Consider the following 15542-nt stretch of genomic DNA (forward strand, 5'->3'; position numbering starts at 1 on the left):
CGAATGGCCTCATCGAGCGGAAAAATAACCCGTCGTACGCAATTGCAGGCTGTACACCCAGATACCAAACACCAGTGCATATTCTTTGAACATTGGCAGGGTAAGCAGATGCACAACCGAACCGCTGTTCATTTGCGACAGAGAGAAGGCAATCCCCAGAATCAACGCGAGACTAAAGCACAGAGAACTGATCTTCTTTCTCGCCAGCAGCAATAAGCCGCCGACAAACATCAACAACGCCACTACACAAATATTCAGCAGCATCAGAAACGAAATATCCCCTTCCCGCGCTTGCTGAAACCCGTCATGAGCCACCCACAGGCCGGCCTGAATCAATACGACAAAGCAATAAAAAACGGCCATAAAGACAACGGCGGGACGCGTGTTGTACCAAGCTTGCGACGATGTAGCTTCCATGATGCGGCGACTCCTGAGTAAAGGCGCGACATGCTACTAAATGGCCATCACCCTGTCCATTTGCCCGCCCTCCTCCCGGCGGCTTTACTCAGCGCCAACAGCCCCTCCGTGGCAACGGCTGAGCCGTTCGCCACAAAGGAAGCTGATTTACGCCTTCACCTCAACGTTATCCAACGCCTGATTCACCGCCAACTCACCCAGCATCACCACCTGCGCAATGCCCAGCGCGGTTTTGCGATGCGAAGGGTCGAGTACTGCGGCGAAGTTGTTGAGCATTTCCGAGGCGGAACTGAGTGTTTCACTGGCGTTGGCCAATAGGGATTCCGAGTCGTACTTCGGATTGGCGAGGTACATGCGCTCGGGCTCGTTGACGCTGGCCATGATGTGGCCGGCGGGAAGGAGGTAGTGATCGAGCGCGCGCTCGGCGGCTTCGTGGAGTTTTTTGGAATTTGGGGATTGGTACGGGGATGCCGGATCGGTTTCCGGCGGATTCGGTGTTGGTTTGAACATGGTGTAACTCCTGACGGATTAACGAATAGGAGCCATCACTCTCGCTACCAAACGAAGGGTGGAGGCCATACGCAGGTTGGTAGACCGGTCGTCAGGAACCCCGGCGCATCCGAAGACGCCCCGCGCATGACCACCATAAAACGAAGACGAGAAACGTCGTCGCAAGACAGTAGTCTTGTGCTTCTGACGGAGACGGGCTACCAAACCCGATCACTGGTTTTCAGTGACGGTAGGGACGATAGAACCTGCGGGCTAGAGGCACAAGCCGGGGGATTCTGTCTTAGGTGTAGGGGGAGGCGCAAGGTGTTGTAGGGCATGGATGGTGACGCCGATACGTTTTTAAACAAACGCAGAGTTATTGAAAGACTTATATAGGTAATTTGAAAAATTAGTAAATAGATCCGTCCCCCCTTTTCTCTTATTTAAATAGACACGTTTTTTCCGTTTAAAAAGGCTTTACGGGCACGCTGATCGATCCAAGTACTGCCAACAGCACTGAGAGCACCGAGAGCACTACGTTCCATTTTTCAAGCGCTGTCCGTCTCTCCGATGATGGGTTGGCGTAGCACTCCACCAGCGCCCTTATCCTTCAAAAGCTCATCGTTTTGTAGCAATTTCTAAGCAAGCCGCAGGTACCGCTTGTAAGGGACACTACCGGTACTATGCTTGGAGTTCCTCGAAAGTAGTCAACCCCATGCCAGGTGATTATTCGCTGTCGGATGTGCTATAGAGGATGTACCACACCCAGTTAGCGCTGGAGGCGGCTGAAATGGAGCTGACGCTTCAAGTTGAACAGCATGGTTCAGCGAAGACGGGAGAACATATTCGGGGGATTTGGAAGCCATTAGCGAAAATTCGGGCCACATCAAGCAGGGCTTGGCCAAGCTCAAGGGGTTGAGTACCGGCTAATCAACGGCCTTCCGGATGCGATTTTTCGGATTTCCCGAGGCATGCCAAGCGAGGCCAAATAAACTCTAATGATGAACTGCTATCGGCCGAGGCTTTGTACAACCATTTTTCAGCGCGATTGGAGCCTTGTGTTGGACTGAAAATCGCGTGTCTACGCAAAATCTAGATCGACTGAGCAACCGATACAACTGGAACTAATTAGTCGCTGTATTGAATGATACTTTCCTAGATTCCCGCGAGCAGACTGCTTTGCCATTAAAAGAATGGCAAAGAAAGTCTACTGGAAGATTGGAGAAATTTTAAAGCTACTAAATGGCGGCTAATTTCGGAACTAGTTTATCTGATCGCACTTTTAGGCCCTATTCCCCAAGATGCAACCATTCTGCTTATATTCATGTATAATTCATCGCGTTCGTCAATCATTTCAGCCAACTTGTGTACACTTATCTCTCGCATTTGCTCAATACATTTTTCCAAGAAGCGATTTCCAAGCGGTTCAAAGATCCAGGATTGAGGATCCGCCTCTTCAGAAAAAAAAGCACCCCAGAACACACTTCCGTGTAAAGCATCAGTAGCTAAAGCATCGGAAAGGGTCAATCCTTTTTTGTGATCAACGAAGCGTCTAAGTTCCGGAGAAAGAGCTCTAAATTTTTCACAATTAAAACCAGGAGTTTCGGACAACACTGTCTCGACAATCCGCCAAGGAACAAGATTTTCTGCCTCGGTGCAATCCAAAATATGAAGCCAGTAGTTTGAACCCCAACCTAATGGGTAAGCAGAGAAACGGGCAGCAGTATTTTGCAAACCAGCTGCCGGGTGATTTTTGTCGCTATCCAAGATACATAGTACTAGTTCATTTTGCGAGAGATGGTACACAAAAGAATTAATAGTTGTATTCCCCCCTCCCGAAACATGCCTAAACCTTACATCATATGACGATAAAAGTTTAGCATCGCGAAGATGCGCCCTGCTACCAAAAAGATAAAAATCTATATCAGACAAGTTCTCCGCCAAAAATATGGGAAATTGCACGGACGCACTATTAACAAAATGAGAGAAACTTACCGATAAACGATTCGGGGCAACAAAACCCGATGAATGCGGACTCGAAAAATCCACATCAACAAAAAAATCAAAATTATCTATAATGGATCTAGTCAAGCGGGAACGTTCTTTTAGCTCATACAGAACTTGCAAGTTATGACCAACAACTACTCCAGATTCTATAATCTCTGTTATTTTTTTTGAAGGCATCCACAATACATGTTTCCCCTCGCCAAACGCCATCAATATATTATTAAACGCTTTACTTTTAGCAGGGTCAGCTGCCATACCCGGCACATCGTTAATAACAATAATCATGGCGACAAGAACCCTGCAGGCCAATCTATCAAGTAACCATTGTCATCATAACTTGAGAGACTGGTCTCAGTGTAACCATCACCATTTTTCTCAAAGAGAGTGACACTCACATCCTCATTACTTAGCTCATCCTCTTCGATACACTCGCCTATTGCATCAATAATATGTTTACTGTGAGTCTCTAAGACAAAACAGAAGTTTGATTCATTCTGCAGTTTTGCGATCTTTGCAATCGCCCGACCAAACATATGCTGAAGTTGAGGATGCAAATGCAATTCCGGCTGCTCAATCGCCAACACCAATTGTTTTTTGCTAGACAAGCCTCTTTCAAAAGGAAATCTATTTTTTGCGTTATTTTCAAGCCATATAGAAACAATAATTGGTAACAGCTGTGAATAACCGAAACCCATGTCGCTCACGTTATGAAATTCTGAACTGCCTTGCTCACGAATAGACAGAGCATAGTGAGAACCCGTGTTTGCCAGTTTTAGCTCAAAACCGAAACTGTCGCTTATCCACACATTCAGCTTATCCCTATCTCTAGCATTGAGAGAATTCAGCACCATAGGCAGATTGGAGCCCGTATGGTCGACCTCCGCCACTTGAAGATCCTGATATCGATAAAATCGCTCAGCAGATGCTCTTACAGGACCTAAATAACGCACACTAGAGTAGAAATCACTCAACACTTTATCTATAGACTCTAATATCTTATGAAGATGCGCCCCCACCATGTAGGCAAAAGATATCCCAGAAATCTCATCTCTTGCTTTTTGCATGCTATCATTGAAAATCTTATCCTCTGGGAAAAGCTTGATTAAGCTATCACCCATTTGGGATTTTGGCTTGAACGCCAGCTCATTTAATGCAGTCAATGCTGTTTCGCGTTTTTTGTTAGGGTGATGCAGAGAGAGAATAAAATCAGCTAGAGATTCTCGAAAGCTAGATCTTACTCTATCTCCCCCCAAGTAAGGATTTTTGTTCTTTTTTCTAGAATTGCTTCCTGAAAAATCAGTAGGTATCAACTTGCCTTTACTGGCAACAGCATAACCACTGAATTCTTCGATTACGAAATCCTCATACCTTAACGCAAACTTTGTTACCGCCGACTCTTTATAGACAACCTCAACAGTCACGCCTTCTATTACTAGCTTGACTCGACTATGAACATCCGCTCCGACACCGCGCCCGATACCTAACGTCAAAACCACTGGAAATGTATTTTCTTTATCACATCCAGCATCAGAAAAACCACCAAGAATTCGATCTATTATGTCGGCTCCCTCCATAACAGGGACATCCAGATCAAAGTCAAACATAACCTCTTTCGCACTAGAGTTTATAGCTGTATTATTATCCCCAAAGTCTACAAAACTACCATACCAAAGAATTGGATTTCGAGTGTCCGCTTGAACTGACTGCCTTAGAAGAGGAAAAGCTCTAAGAAAGGTACTTTTCCCACAACTATTCTTTCCAACAAGTATATTTAATTTTTTTAATGGTATGAAACTATTATTATTGCCAAAACTTCTTAAATTACGAACTCGTACTGACTTAAGTCCCTTCATAAAGCTCCCTAGTCTCCTGCCCACCCAGCGGAACGAACGATGGTCGGGAGAATACACTCAAGACGACAACGGCGGAATAGCGAAACGCCATCTCTATCCTTGATGCATTGCTGCCGTGAAGATCGGAATCGAGCCAGAGTGGGATCTACTGTATTGGACAAACGCCACTGCGAGTAACGCCGTTTATGTTGAATTGGCCCTCACACCGAGCCCCGGTTTGGGACCTTTTTTCTGAGGCGCGGCAACAAACCTGCCTTCACTGGATGACCAGACACCGGCAGGCTGGTCCTGCCGCTTTTGTTCATCATCGAAACAAACCTCCCAACGATTCTGGCGTCCAGTTTATGATCAATAACTCGCCGCTCACCTCAGCTTTGCCTTGCCGCTGGTTCAAATTGGAATAACGGATGACCAGTGTCTCGAAGTGGAAGCCCTCGAAAACATGACGGATGTCCGGATGGTCATTGATGCTGACCATCACTTTGCCTATGCAGCGGCGCATGAAGTCGGCATCCATTCGTAACTCTCAAACGGAAAGTCCACCCCATAACCTGCGGTCTGCCAGTCGGCGGATCCATGTAGTGGAAGGTATGGGCGCGGTCGTAACGTTCAGCGCAGGCCAGCCAGGGGAGATTTTCAACGTAGGTGGCGGACAGCCGCTGCCACGCGGCCGAGAGGTTTTCCTCGATGCGCAGCAGGTTGATGGCCGGGGCAGTGGTCGCCGTGCCGAACGTCTGACCCGAGACCTTACCGGCAAAGGCGTGGTGCTGCAGGTAAAGAAACGAGCTGCGCGCTGGATGTCGGCGGCAAATAGGCACAAATAGGGGCCAGACCACAATATTCAGTCGATTCGTCTGGCCTCATCCGCAAGCCAAAGCACATAGTGCCGACTCGTAAACCTCCGTCCTATCCCAATCCTGATAAACTCTCCCACCTTCGCCCCTCTGATCCAGATTCTCTCAATGCCTCTACATCCCGCCCCACTCTCCCGCCGCTTCTCCGTCGCCCCGATGATGGATCGGACGCATTGTTTCGCCCGCCCCTTTAAATAAAGGCCAAAGGCGCATCAAAAAAAAGCTTGTACCAGTTGCGTACCAGCGATATTCGTTTACTTGGAGATTTCGCTTTGTCCGATCTTCTCCGTAGCAATTTTTAAGCAAGCATTTTAGGCTCCAATCTGGACACTGCTGATACTGTCAAAAACACGGGTATGAGGATGTCGAGATGGTCAGCGAGCTCCGCGCCGTTCGGCTCAGTTCGTAATGGCCCCATACGAAATGAGGGTTCGAATCTCTCCTTCACCGCCACATTCAGTAAACGCAAACCCCTGATTTTCCTAGAGAAAGTCGGGGGTTTGTGGTTTTTGGCGTCTGAAAAAAGGCCATATGGGACTGAGATGGGACTGGTGCGCTATTTTGGTGCGCAAATAGAGGCCGCTCAGTTGTTGACTAACCTTCGCCAGGGATACGATGAGCTAGGCTTTTGCGAACCGAACTCTAAGGACGACTTCCATGCCATCTGACTCAGATTCCAACATCGCCACTGCTGATGCTCTGACATTGCTTCTGCACAACCAGCATGCGCTGGGGGCGGCGATAGAGGAGGTTACGAAATGGCTTTCAGAGAGTGGTGTACAGCCGGTTGCAGAAAACGCGGTCGAGGCTATGAAAACCTTGGATACAAACGCGAAAGCGATCACGGATGCGATTACGCGACTCCGTCAGTTTTAGAGACTCGCTTTGACATGCTGCAATCGGCGAGCGACAGACGGGACATCTCAATTCAACAGGGCCGCTTACATCATCGTCCAATGTAAAGCTAAAACGCTTAATGCCCATCCGAATATTAGAATCCCCATTCCCAACGCGATGCTAAGAAGCAGAGGATGTTTCCACAAAGGGTTGTCTCCTTTTCTTTCACTCTTTGATATTTCAAAAAACCTAACAGCAATATCCTAGCCACTTAACAGCATCTGCTTTGGAGCAACTGCCACAGCAAAAAACGCCCGTGTGTGGTGGAGCTGCATTTCTGAGGCTTGGGGAAGAAGACCCAAATCTGGTGGGTGACATTGGCGGGAACCAATTGGTCGAAAACGCAAAAGCTTTACAAGCTACCATCTTGCAGTTTCGGGGGGGCATTGGAGTTGATCCAGCCTGCACCGAGGGGCGCACCGGGTACAGGGCTGGGACCAATGCAGGTGATTTAAGCAGCAGATGTTCGCTGATTGCTGGAAGTTGCCGGCGTGCTTTCGCTGGATGAAGTCGTTTGCACAAGGTTTCCGGCTGCCTTCGCACGCGCACGACCGACGCCCCATGCGAGTGCCGTTGTCATCGTGTCGTTGGGTAACTCGTCATGGGCTTCTTCAAATAAAGGGAGCCCATTCTTGCTATAGACACCTAAGAACAGCTGCGTTCTTCCCTTTCTAGAAACTCGGGTCTGAACATCAATAATGGTGCCGTCACTCAATACCTCATCGTGTGATCGGCAATGCAGCTCACAATCCGCCCAGAGCCAATATCTCGAACCTCTACGCATCATGTCGACGGCCTCCTTCTTGTTTGAATTGCTACGAGTGCCACGCGTAAACATTTTTTAATACGCACAGTAATGAGCGTCAACCCTGGAAAACGGCCACTTATCGGGTGAGCAAAATGAACGCTTCATCGCTGGTCGGTAGCAGCATTTTAATGTTTGATAATTCCAGCCTATGTTCAATCGGCCCCCACACCCGACCCCGGTGTGGGGGCCTTTTTCGCGCCGGATGGAAACCAGTCCCCCCGGGTCTGGTCTACCATGGCCTGATGGTCTGGAAACACTGACCGCCACTTTACCGAACGGGAACACCGTGCATGTCTTATGCTTATGAAGGGCTGGCGACCATCGCCGTGCTGGCCCTTTACCAGGGACAGCCGCCACATAAGTTGACCAGGTACGAATTGCACGTGCGGGTGCTCGACGTCGATGCGCAACGTTTTCGTGTTGAATTTGACCTTTATCTGCACGGACCCAAACAAGCCAATGCCCTTCAGGTGATCCTGCCCGATGGGTTGGTGCTGCAAGGGCCGATCGTCGACGGCCGCAACGAACCCGGCGGTGGCTGGCTGCTGATTAACGTCGAGCCGCACGAATTGCCCCCCGAACCGCCACCGAACCTCAAAGGATGGAAATGGGAATGAGCCAGCTCGAGGCGCTGAACGCGCTGAACCTGCCGAACGCAGTCGAGGTTCAAACCCTGAAACTGCTGCACCAAATTGAGCTGGCGCACACGGCGGACGATCTGTTTCGCGCCAGTGATCGCGCCGAAGGTTTTGTCCTTGGTCTGGAGACGGTCAAGGTATTGAACGCGACCAGTGTCGAAGGGCTGTACAAGATTTTCGAAGCGGCTGCCACGGCGCGGCGTCAGGAGCACGAACAGTGATCGGCGAGGGCATTCACGAAGAGGTGTTGCGCGCCCTGGTCGAGCAACACGCGGTGCGCGAATGCCTGGTGGCCAGGATCAACGGTGGCCCCGACTGGGGCCTGTCCATTCGCCTGGGCGGCAGCGGCGCACGCTGGGTGCCGGTACGTTCGCGACGTGAGCCGCTGCGCAGCTGGGCCAGCTTGACGGCCGTGGGGCGCTTTGCTGACAGCGTGGGTATTAAAGGATTCAGTGTAGTGCTGTAACCGGTGGCAGCTTCAGGTCCATTTGCAGCATGCGGACCAGGTCCGGTCCGTATGCGTTGATTGATCACCCTTCTCGATCAACTGTGGCCACTGACCTTCTGGATAGGGATTCGAACCCCTCCTTGAATCACTAGAGACCGCTTCAGGACGTAAAATACAGGCTACCAAGCTCAGCGAGCTGGTCCTTTGCGGCCCATTACGGCCTCTGATCTGCCCTCAATTTGCCCTAAATCGCGTCTAGCAATCTCCCGGCACCTCGCCTCCTAACAAGGTCCGCTTTCGGCCAAAAGCGGACTGTAGACAGGTAGCCGCGGAGGTCTCTACGCTGATCGATCTGGTGACAGCACACCACTAAAAAGGAGCAGTCATGTTTGTAGTTCCCATTGATCGAGATAGCGTTCATGCAGGGGATGATCTGGAAAGCCATGCAATGTCGATCACACTCGATCCATCAGCAACGCTGCGCACCTTAATTGAAGTGATACAAGATATGGACTACCTACCTCGTATCAGTGGTGGCAAGGCGACTTGGGTTGTTTATTCATCTGGCAAACCATTAGGTGTTTTTGCCCAGCAATGGCCAGAACCAAAATTGACCGTGCCCCCCGAGAGCATCATGGATCAACATTTCGGAAATATCGGGCCTCGCCTACTGTTCAGATATTTGTGTCAGGCAGATCCGGATGAGGTCTTTTCGGACATCAAGGCCGGAAATAAGCTGCCATCACGATTTTAGGACGGGCAGGTGGCATTGCTGTCGATCAATGCTGCTCAGATGACTGCAATGGGTCGTTTTCCGCCGGTCGTGACCGGCTGAAAATGGCCGTTTGACGGCCCTCAGCATAGGCAGCAATCGGCCAGAAGTGGCCACTCGTGACCGGAGCCTTTCGGCCATAAGCGGACGTTGGCAAGCGGTCGCTACCGGACAAAAGCGGACAGTCAGTTAACGCATTTCTTATGCGCTTTGCTAATTCAAAATCCGATCTGGGTGTCGCAAGCGGAAAAGGGCGGGATTTACCCGCCCCATTTTTTAGCTCCGCACAAACGCCAGCAGATCTGCGTTAATCGTCTCGGCGTTGGTTGTCGGCATTCCATGAGGGAAGCCCGGGTAGATTTTCAACGTACTGTTTTGCAGAAGTTTGGCCGACAAAACCCCTGCATTTTCATAAGGCACGATCTGGTCATCATCACCATGCATTACCAGGACGGGGATCTTGATGCTCTTCAAGTCTTCGGTGAAGTCGGTCTGAGAAAAGGCCACGATCCCGTCATAGTGTGCCTGTGCACATCCCATCATGCCTTGTCGCCACCAGTTCAAGACAATGCCCTCGGAGGTCTTTGCACCCGGGCGGTTATAGCCGTAGAAAGGCCCTGCAGGAACGTCGTGGTAAAACTGTGCCCGGTTGGCTTTCAGTTGTGCCTGCAAGTCGTCGAACACTGACTTCGGCAGCCCGCCAGGATTGGTTGGCGTCTGAACCATCAACGGTGGCACTGCACTGATGATGGCTGCTTTTGATACTCGGTCTTCGCCATGGCGAGCGATGTAGTGAATGACTTCACCGCCACCGGTGGAGTGCCCGACATGGACTGCGCCTTGTACGCTCAGGTGATCAACTACGGCCGCGACGTCGTCGGCGTAGTGATCCATGTCATGTCCGTCCCAGACCTGACTGGAACGCCCGTGCCCCCGTCGGTCATGTGCTACAACTCGGTAGCCGTTGCTCAGGAAAAAAAGCATCTGCGCGTCCCAATCATCCGCGCTCAGTGGCCAACCGTGGTGGAAAAAGATGACCTGGGCATCGCGTGGCCCCCAGTCTTTGTAAAAGATTTCGACACCATCGCGTGTAGTGACATACCCCATGTTCGTATCTCCTGAATGAAGTGAAGGCCTTCATCGAATCTGCTTCGATCATGGCCTCGAATGAACAGAGTGCAGCCCTTCCATTAGGCAGTTCAGGGAGGAACTGGATTAGTCCCGGATTCCCCCTTAATTCCGTTCCGACCAAGCCATGTTGTGCTTGGTCGCCCAATGACTTTAGGTTTAAAGTCAACTTTAAGGTCAATAGGTTTTTCAGGGTGAGGTATGAGAATAGGCGAATTGGCGAAAATCAGCGGACTGGCGCCGTCACGTATCCGGTTCTATGAGGCCAGTGGCTTGATCAGCTCAGTCGAGCGCAAAGCTAATGGCTACCGTGACTACGCACCTGATACCGAGTGGGTTTTGGACATCATCACTGGAGCACAGGCAGCAGGGTTCTCGTTAGAGGAGATTCGGCAACTGATGCCGATGAACGCCGGTGCGTGGCGGCATGAAGAGTTGCTCACTGGGCTCAAGCAGAAGGTCGAGGAAATCAATGTTTTGCAGGAACGACTCGCGCAGAATAAAGCGCAGCTTATGCTCGTCATCAAGGGCATCGAAGGTAAACCAGAGGACATGGCGTGTGAGGACAATGCGCAGATGCTGATAAATCGCCTGCGGGAAGAAGGGGTTGGCAAAGCTTCAGGTGGGCGTAAGGCAGCGCCTTCCACTAAGAAAAAAGCCCGCCAGGCTTCCGGGGCCTGACAGGCGTAAAACGTGTCAGCGCTGTCCAGTCAGACTGGTGAGCGGTTGGGGGGCATAAAGCGCGCTCTGGAACTCTGGCACGTATTCGTACTTCATCATTTTCCCCAGCTTCAAGGCGCGGAGGTAGTTCGACAGACTGCCTTCGCCCAGCGTGAGGGTGACCGAATCTGCGTCGCGGCTGGAGCCGTGACTGAGCTGGCGAGAAACCGCATATCCGTACGCCAGTTGGCCCTGATGATTGAGATTCGTGAAGCTGCTGGTGACGATATCGACATCACGAGAAAGGTTGTCGAGTTTCTTCGCTTTGAAGGACACGTCGACTTTTCCTGTCTGGCTGTCGGTGATGTCATAGACCACGGATTGGGCATCTGCTTTGCGGTCAATACCGGTCAGCCATTTTGGCAGGTTGTAACCGACGACACCGCGCACCCGTGCCAGCTCGGTATTGACCGGCAGCTTGAGCACATAGCCCCAGAAGTCGCCAGAAATCGACTGGTCAATCAGCGTGAGCGGCCCTAGATTGGCTTTGCCTGGCTTGTTGGTAATGATCGACACCGCCACTTCGTTATAGGCGTCATTATCACAGTGCTCATAGGTGTACGCGGTAAATGCAATCAAACCGCGACCTGGCCAGATTTGCAGGGGGTGTACGGATGCCAATACTTCCTGGGGCATCAATGCCCGAAGTGCATCCAGGTCGGCCGTGTAGACCGCCGTAACCCGACTGTTCTCGTAGTAAAAGTTCGGGGAGTATGACTCGAAGCCAATGTCGACTTTTCGTTTTTCCAGTCCTTTAAACCAGCTCAAATCAACTCCCGGCAGTTCTGCCGCAATCACTGATAAAGGAGGATTCGAGCGATAACGGTCGTACAGGCCGCCCTTGACCACCGGTACTGCGTGGCCCGCGATATCGATTGTGTTGGTTTCAGTCGGGCTGGGCATTTCAGGCGTCCCCGCCAACGCATGGTTGGCAATTGAGCTGAACAGCAATCCTGTTACTACGGCGCTTGCGAGTTTCAATCGGTCTTTCTCCGGGTGGTGGGAACTACTTGAGAGTTCAGCGAGCTACGTTGTCGCCAGCGAGCACTGCCATCACGGCTTCAGCTACGGCTTTGGGCGATTGAGGGTTTTGGCCGGTGACGAGCCTTCCATCCGTGATGGCAAATGACGTGAATGGCAGCCATCCCTTGCGGTACCGCGCCCCCTGGCTTACTAACTTGTCCTCCAGGAAGAAAGGCACCTGGCTTTTCATGCCGGAGAGCAGCTCTTCACGATCAGAGAAGCCGGTGATGTTCTTGCCCTTGATAATCAACTGGCCTTGTTTGTCCTGCAGATCCAACAGACCCGCTACGCCATGGCAGACGGCCGAGACGATACCGCCCTGGTTGTAAATGCTTTCGGTTACACGTCGCAGATCGGGATTGTTGGGGAAGTCCCACATCACTCCATGGCCCCCGGTGAAGTAAATGACGCCGAACTGGGACGGATCGACATTGGCGATCGGCAGGGTGTTTTGCAGGCGAGTACGAAAGGCAGGAGACTGCAAATGCTCACGGGCGGCCTTGTCCATGTACAGCCAACCGAGGCTGCGCTCGTCCAGAGGCACCGCACCGCCTTTGGGGCTGGCAAAAACCGTGCTGTAGCCAGCCGCCTCGACTACATCGGTGAAATGAGTCAGCTCAGTCAGCCACAACCCCGTCGTATCGGTGCGTGAGGGATAGCTGGAGTGGTTAGTCAGAATCACCAAAATCTGGCGATTTCTGGCTGTCATTGTGGATGGGGCGGTATCAGCATTTGCAAATGTCATGAAAGCGCTACCTATCAGTACCAACGCATAAGAAACAAAGGTCTTGAGCATCATCCGGGTTCCACCAATCAAGCGGGTCAGTGCATGCTCACCTTGAACCTCACTTTAAGGTCAACCCCGCTACTGCAAATAATTTTTACCGGTATCCGCTCACTTCAACTTGACCCTCAACCTGACTTTAACGCTAGCGTCTGGGTCTGGATGGGCAAGGCAATAACGCTCGTTACTCATCCACTCGGGAGCCATGCATGAGTCAGCAAGACAACCTTGATACGCAGATGAAATGGATGATTTACGGCGCCAATGGCTATACCGGCGAATTGATCGCTCGAGCTGCCGTAAGCCGTGGGCTTAAACCTGTGCTGGCAGGACGCAGCCGCGACAAGGTCGAAGCCTTGGCCCGTGAGTTGGGGCTTGAGGCTCGGGTGTTTGGTTTGGAGGATGAAGTACGGCTACTTGCTCAGATCAAAGGTCATGACTTGGTTCTGCATTGCGCAGGGCCATTTTCAGCAACAGCCGCGCCGATGATGGAAGCCTGCTTGCGTGCTAATGCCCATTATCTGGACATTACCGGCGAGATTGCCGTGTTCGAACACGCTCAATCCCTGAATGATCGTGCGCGTGCGGCGGGCGTGGTGATTTGCCCAGGTGTCGGTTTCGATGTGGTGCCTACGGACTGTGTAGCCGCCGCACTGAAAAACGCGATGCCGGATGCCACTCATCTGGCGTTGGGTTTTGATTCGCGCTCAAGTTTTTCGCCCGGTACTGCCAAGACTTCGATTGAGGGCATGGCGCAGGGGGGCAAAGTTCGTCGTGATGGCAAAATCATCTCAGTGCCGCTGGCCTACCGGGTGCGTCGTATTGACTTCGGTGCCGGTGAGAAACTTGCAATGACCATTCCCTGGGGCGACGTGTCCACTGCTTGGCACACCACCGGCATCGCTAACATCGAGGTGTTCATCCCGGGCTCCGCAGGCATGATCCGCGGCGCCCGATTTGCTAACTGGATTCGTCCTTTGATGGGCTTGTCGTTCGTGCAGCGCCTGCTCAAAGCTCGAATTGGCAAAACGGTTGTCGGCCCGGATCAGGTAAAACGTGCTGATCAAGGCACCTACGTTTGGGGCGAGGTTCGTAACGCCCGTGGTGATTGCAAAACCGCACGAGTGCATACCGCGAACGTCTACAGCCTGACGGTCGACGCTGCATTGGCGGTGGTTGATTACCTGTTGCAAATGCGCCCGACTGGCGGGGCTTACACGCCCGCTCTGTTGTTGGGGGCTGAACTGGTGACGCACTTGCCAGGATCTGGCGCAATGAACATCGACTGACCCGAAAAAAAGATGTTGACCTTAAAGTTTACTTCAATCTTAAGGTGGCCCCATATCTAGTTGAGGACTGCTCCATGAACGTGTTCGACACCCTGATGCTTCCCAATGGTTCGTCCATCAAGAACCGAATCGCCAAAGCTGCCATGGAAGAGAACATGGCGGACGCCGAACAGGCTCCCTCCGAAGAACTGATGCGTCTCTATCAAGCGTGGGCCGACGGTGGCGCTGGCTTGATCATCACCGGTAATGTCATGGTCGATGGCCGCGCCATGACTGGGCCGGGTGGCGTAGTGTTGCAGAATGATCAGCAACTAGAAAAATTCAAGCGCTGGGCGCGGATTGGTCGATCCGGCGGTGCGCAGTTCTGGTTGCAGATCAACCACCCAGGCCGGCAAATGCAAGCCAACCTTGGGCAGAAAACCTGGGCACCGTCGGCTGTGCCGCTGGATCTGGGCAAACTTTCCAAGCGCTTCGCCACTCCTCAGGCGATGACCTCAAGCGTGATCGAAGAGATCATTCAACGCTTTGCGAATACTGCACGCCTGGGCGAACAAGCCGGATTCACCGGCGTGGAAATTCACGCCGCGCATGGCTATTTGCTGAGTCAGTTCCTTTCGCCGCTGACCAATCAACGGAAAGACGAGTGGGGCGGATCTCTGGAGAACCGCGCGCGGTTGTTGGTCGAAATCGTCAACGCCGTTAGGGCGGTGGTTTCGGCGGAGTTTGCGGTGGCGGTCAAGCTCAATTCAGCCGATTTCCAGCGCGGAGGCTTCACCGCCGATGACGCGAAAAAGGTGGTTGAGCTGCTCAACGATCTGGGTGTGGATATGGTGGAACTGTCCGGCGGTAGTTACGAAGTTCCTGCCATGCAGGGTGAAGCGCGCGATGGCCGCACGCTGGCTCGCGAAGCCTATTTCGTCGAGTTCGCCCGTGATATCCAAACAATTGCCAGAATGCCGGTGATGGTCACCGGCGGTATACGTCGCCGCGCGGTGGCGGAAAACGTCGTGCAGAGCGGCGTTAACATGGTTGGAATCGGAACAGCATTAGCCATCGATCCAAACTTGCCTCGGGACTGGTTGCTGGGCAAAAACAACGCCCCGCAATTGCCGCCGATTACCTGGAAAAATAAAGCCATCGCATCCTTAGCAAATATGGCAGTAGTGAAGTTTCAACTACGCAAGTTGAGTCGGGCGAAAAAGCCCGATCCGAAAGTTTCACCGCTGCGTGCGCTGATTCTGCAACAGCTCGGTATGGCATTTCGCACTCGTCAATATCGGCGGTGGGTAGAAAAGCGTTTGATGTGAGCCGATACGTTTTTGATTTGAAGAGCTAGGTCCTGTCGCATAAGTCATTTAGTAAAACAGGAGCGTCCGCTATTGGGGCCGGCAGCGGTCGCTTGCCGATGTCCGCTT

The 15542-nt window shown here is 52.0% G+C and carries 15 protein-coding genes and 1 pseudogene; 8 read left to right on the forward strand and 8 right to left on the reverse strand.

Annotated elements, in window-relative coordinates; genetic code table 11:
* Window positions 1-9: 9 nt before the first annotated feature.
* The 5 genes and pseudogenes from AC3WMT_RS15125 to AC3WMT_RS15145 form a co-directional block, all read right to left on the reverse strand.
* On the reverse strand, window positions 10-417 hold the full coding sequence (locus AC3WMT_RS15125) for a hypothetical protein (RefSeq protein WP_103306331.1): 408 nt from the start codon (window positions 415-417) through the stop codon (window positions 10-12).
* 147 nt (window positions 418-564) lie between these two features.
* The gene (locus AC3WMT_RS15130; protein WP_103306332.1) at window positions 565-927 is read right to left on the reverse strand and encodes a DUF6124 family protein; all 363 of its coding nucleotides are present in this window, start codon (window positions 925-927) and stop codon (window positions 565-567) included.
* Between the two features lie 1245 nt (window positions 928-2172).
* Window positions 2173-3198 carry a hypothetical protein gene (locus AC3WMT_RS15135; protein ID WP_103306333.1) on the reverse strand — a complete coding sequence of 342 codons (1026 nt, stop codon included), beginning with the start codon at window positions 3196-3198 and terminating at the stop codon, window positions 2173-2175.
* On the reverse strand, window positions 3195-4766 hold the full coding sequence (locus AC3WMT_RS15140) for an AAA family ATPase (protein ID WP_103306334.1): 1572 nt from the start codon (window positions 4764-4766) through the stop codon (window positions 3195-3197). The genes AC3WMT_RS15135 and AC3WMT_RS15140 overlap by 4 nt, the downstream gene beginning before the upstream one ends.
* 304 nt (window positions 4767-5070) lie before the next feature.
* A pseudogene (locus AC3WMT_RS15145) lies at window positions 5071-5568 on the reverse strand (DNA adenine methylase); the annotation flags it as partial.
* A 709-nt stretch (window positions 5569-6277) separates the two neighbouring features.
* Here AC3WMT_RS15145 and AC3WMT_RS15150 point away from each other — a divergent pair.
* From AC3WMT_RS15150 to AC3WMT_RS15170, 5 genes are all read left to right on the forward strand, one after another.
* Entirely contained in the window at window positions 6278-6496 is a 219-nt protein-coding gene (locus AC3WMT_RS15150; protein ID WP_103306336.1) for a hypothetical protein, read from the forward strand.
* Between the two features lie 1119 nt (window positions 6497-7615).
* The gene (locus AC3WMT_RS15155; RefSeq protein WP_103306338.1) at window positions 7616-7942 is read left to right on the forward strand and encodes a hypothetical protein; all 327 of its coding nucleotides are present in this window, start codon (window positions 7616-7618) and stop codon (window positions 7940-7942) included.
* Window positions 7939-8184 (forward strand): hypothetical protein, encoded by a 246-nt coding sequence (locus AC3WMT_RS15160; RefSeq protein ID WP_103306339.1) that lies wholly within the window; start codon window positions 7939-7941, stop codon window positions 8182-8184. The genes AC3WMT_RS15155 and AC3WMT_RS15160 overlap by 4 nt, the downstream gene beginning before the upstream one ends.
* Window positions 8181-8429: a hypothetical protein gene (locus AC3WMT_RS15165; RefSeq protein WP_103306340.1), complete on the forward strand. Its 249-nt coding sequence runs from the start codon at window positions 8181-8183 to the stop codon at window positions 8427-8429. Before AC3WMT_RS15160 ends, AC3WMT_RS15165 begins: the two co-directional genes overlap by 4 nt.
* Before the next feature lie 367 nt (window positions 8430-8796).
* A complete protein-coding gene (locus AC3WMT_RS15170; protein WP_103306341.1) occupies window positions 8797-9165 on the forward strand; it encodes a hypothetical protein in 369 nt (122 codons plus the stop codon).
* A 294-nt stretch (window positions 9166-9459) separates the two neighbouring features.
* On the opposite strand, the gene AC3WMT_RS15175 is transcribed toward AC3WMT_RS15170, so the two are convergent.
* A complete protein-coding gene (locus AC3WMT_RS15175; RefSeq protein WP_103306342.1) occupies window positions 9460-10290 on the reverse strand; it encodes an alpha/beta fold hydrolase in 831 nt (276 codons plus the stop codon).
* A gap of 222 nt (window positions 10291-10512) precedes the next feature.
* On the opposite strand from AC3WMT_RS15175, the gene AC3WMT_RS15180 reads away from it, so the two are divergent.
* Window positions 10513-10992 carry a MerR family transcriptional regulator gene (locus AC3WMT_RS15180; RefSeq protein WP_103306343.1) on the forward strand — a complete coding sequence of 160 codons (480 nt, stop codon included), beginning with the start codon at window positions 10513-10515 and terminating at the stop codon, window positions 10990-10992.
* Between the two features lie 15 nt (window positions 10993-11007).
* On the opposite strand, the gene AC3WMT_RS15185 is transcribed toward AC3WMT_RS15180, so the two are convergent.
* Both AC3WMT_RS15185 and AC3WMT_RS15190 read right to left on the reverse strand, forming a co-directional pair.
* Complete coding sequence (locus tag AC3WMT_RS15185) at window positions 11008-12012, reverse strand: acetoacetate decarboxylase (ADC) (RefSeq protein ID WP_103306344.1); 1005 nt, start codon at window positions 12010-12012, stop codon at window positions 11008-11010.
* Window positions 12013-12049: 37 nt separating this feature from the next.
* Window positions 12050-12853 (reverse strand): type 1 glutamine amidotransferase domain-containing protein, encoded by an 804-nt coding sequence (locus AC3WMT_RS15190; protein ID WP_103306345.1) that lies wholly within the window; start codon window positions 12851-12853, stop codon window positions 12050-12052.
* Between the two features lie 194 nt (window positions 12854-13047).
* Here AC3WMT_RS15190 and AC3WMT_RS15195 point away from each other — a divergent pair, with 194 nt between their 5' ends.
* Window positions 13048-14127: a saccharopine dehydrogenase family protein gene (locus tag AC3WMT_RS15195; RefSeq protein ID WP_103306346.1), complete on the forward strand. Its 1080-nt coding sequence runs from the start codon at window positions 13048-13050 to the stop codon at window positions 14125-14127.
* Between the two features lie 74 nt (window positions 14128-14201).
* The gene (locus AC3WMT_RS15200; RefSeq protein WP_103306347.1) at window positions 14202-15434 is read left to right on the forward strand and encodes an NADH:flavin oxidoreductase/NADH oxidase family protein; all 1233 of its coding nucleotides are present in this window, start codon (window positions 14202-14204) and stop codon (window positions 15432-15434) included.
* Window positions 15435-15542 lie beyond the last annotated feature (108 nt).

Source organism: Pseudomonas sp. FW305-7 (genome assembly GCF_058786735.1).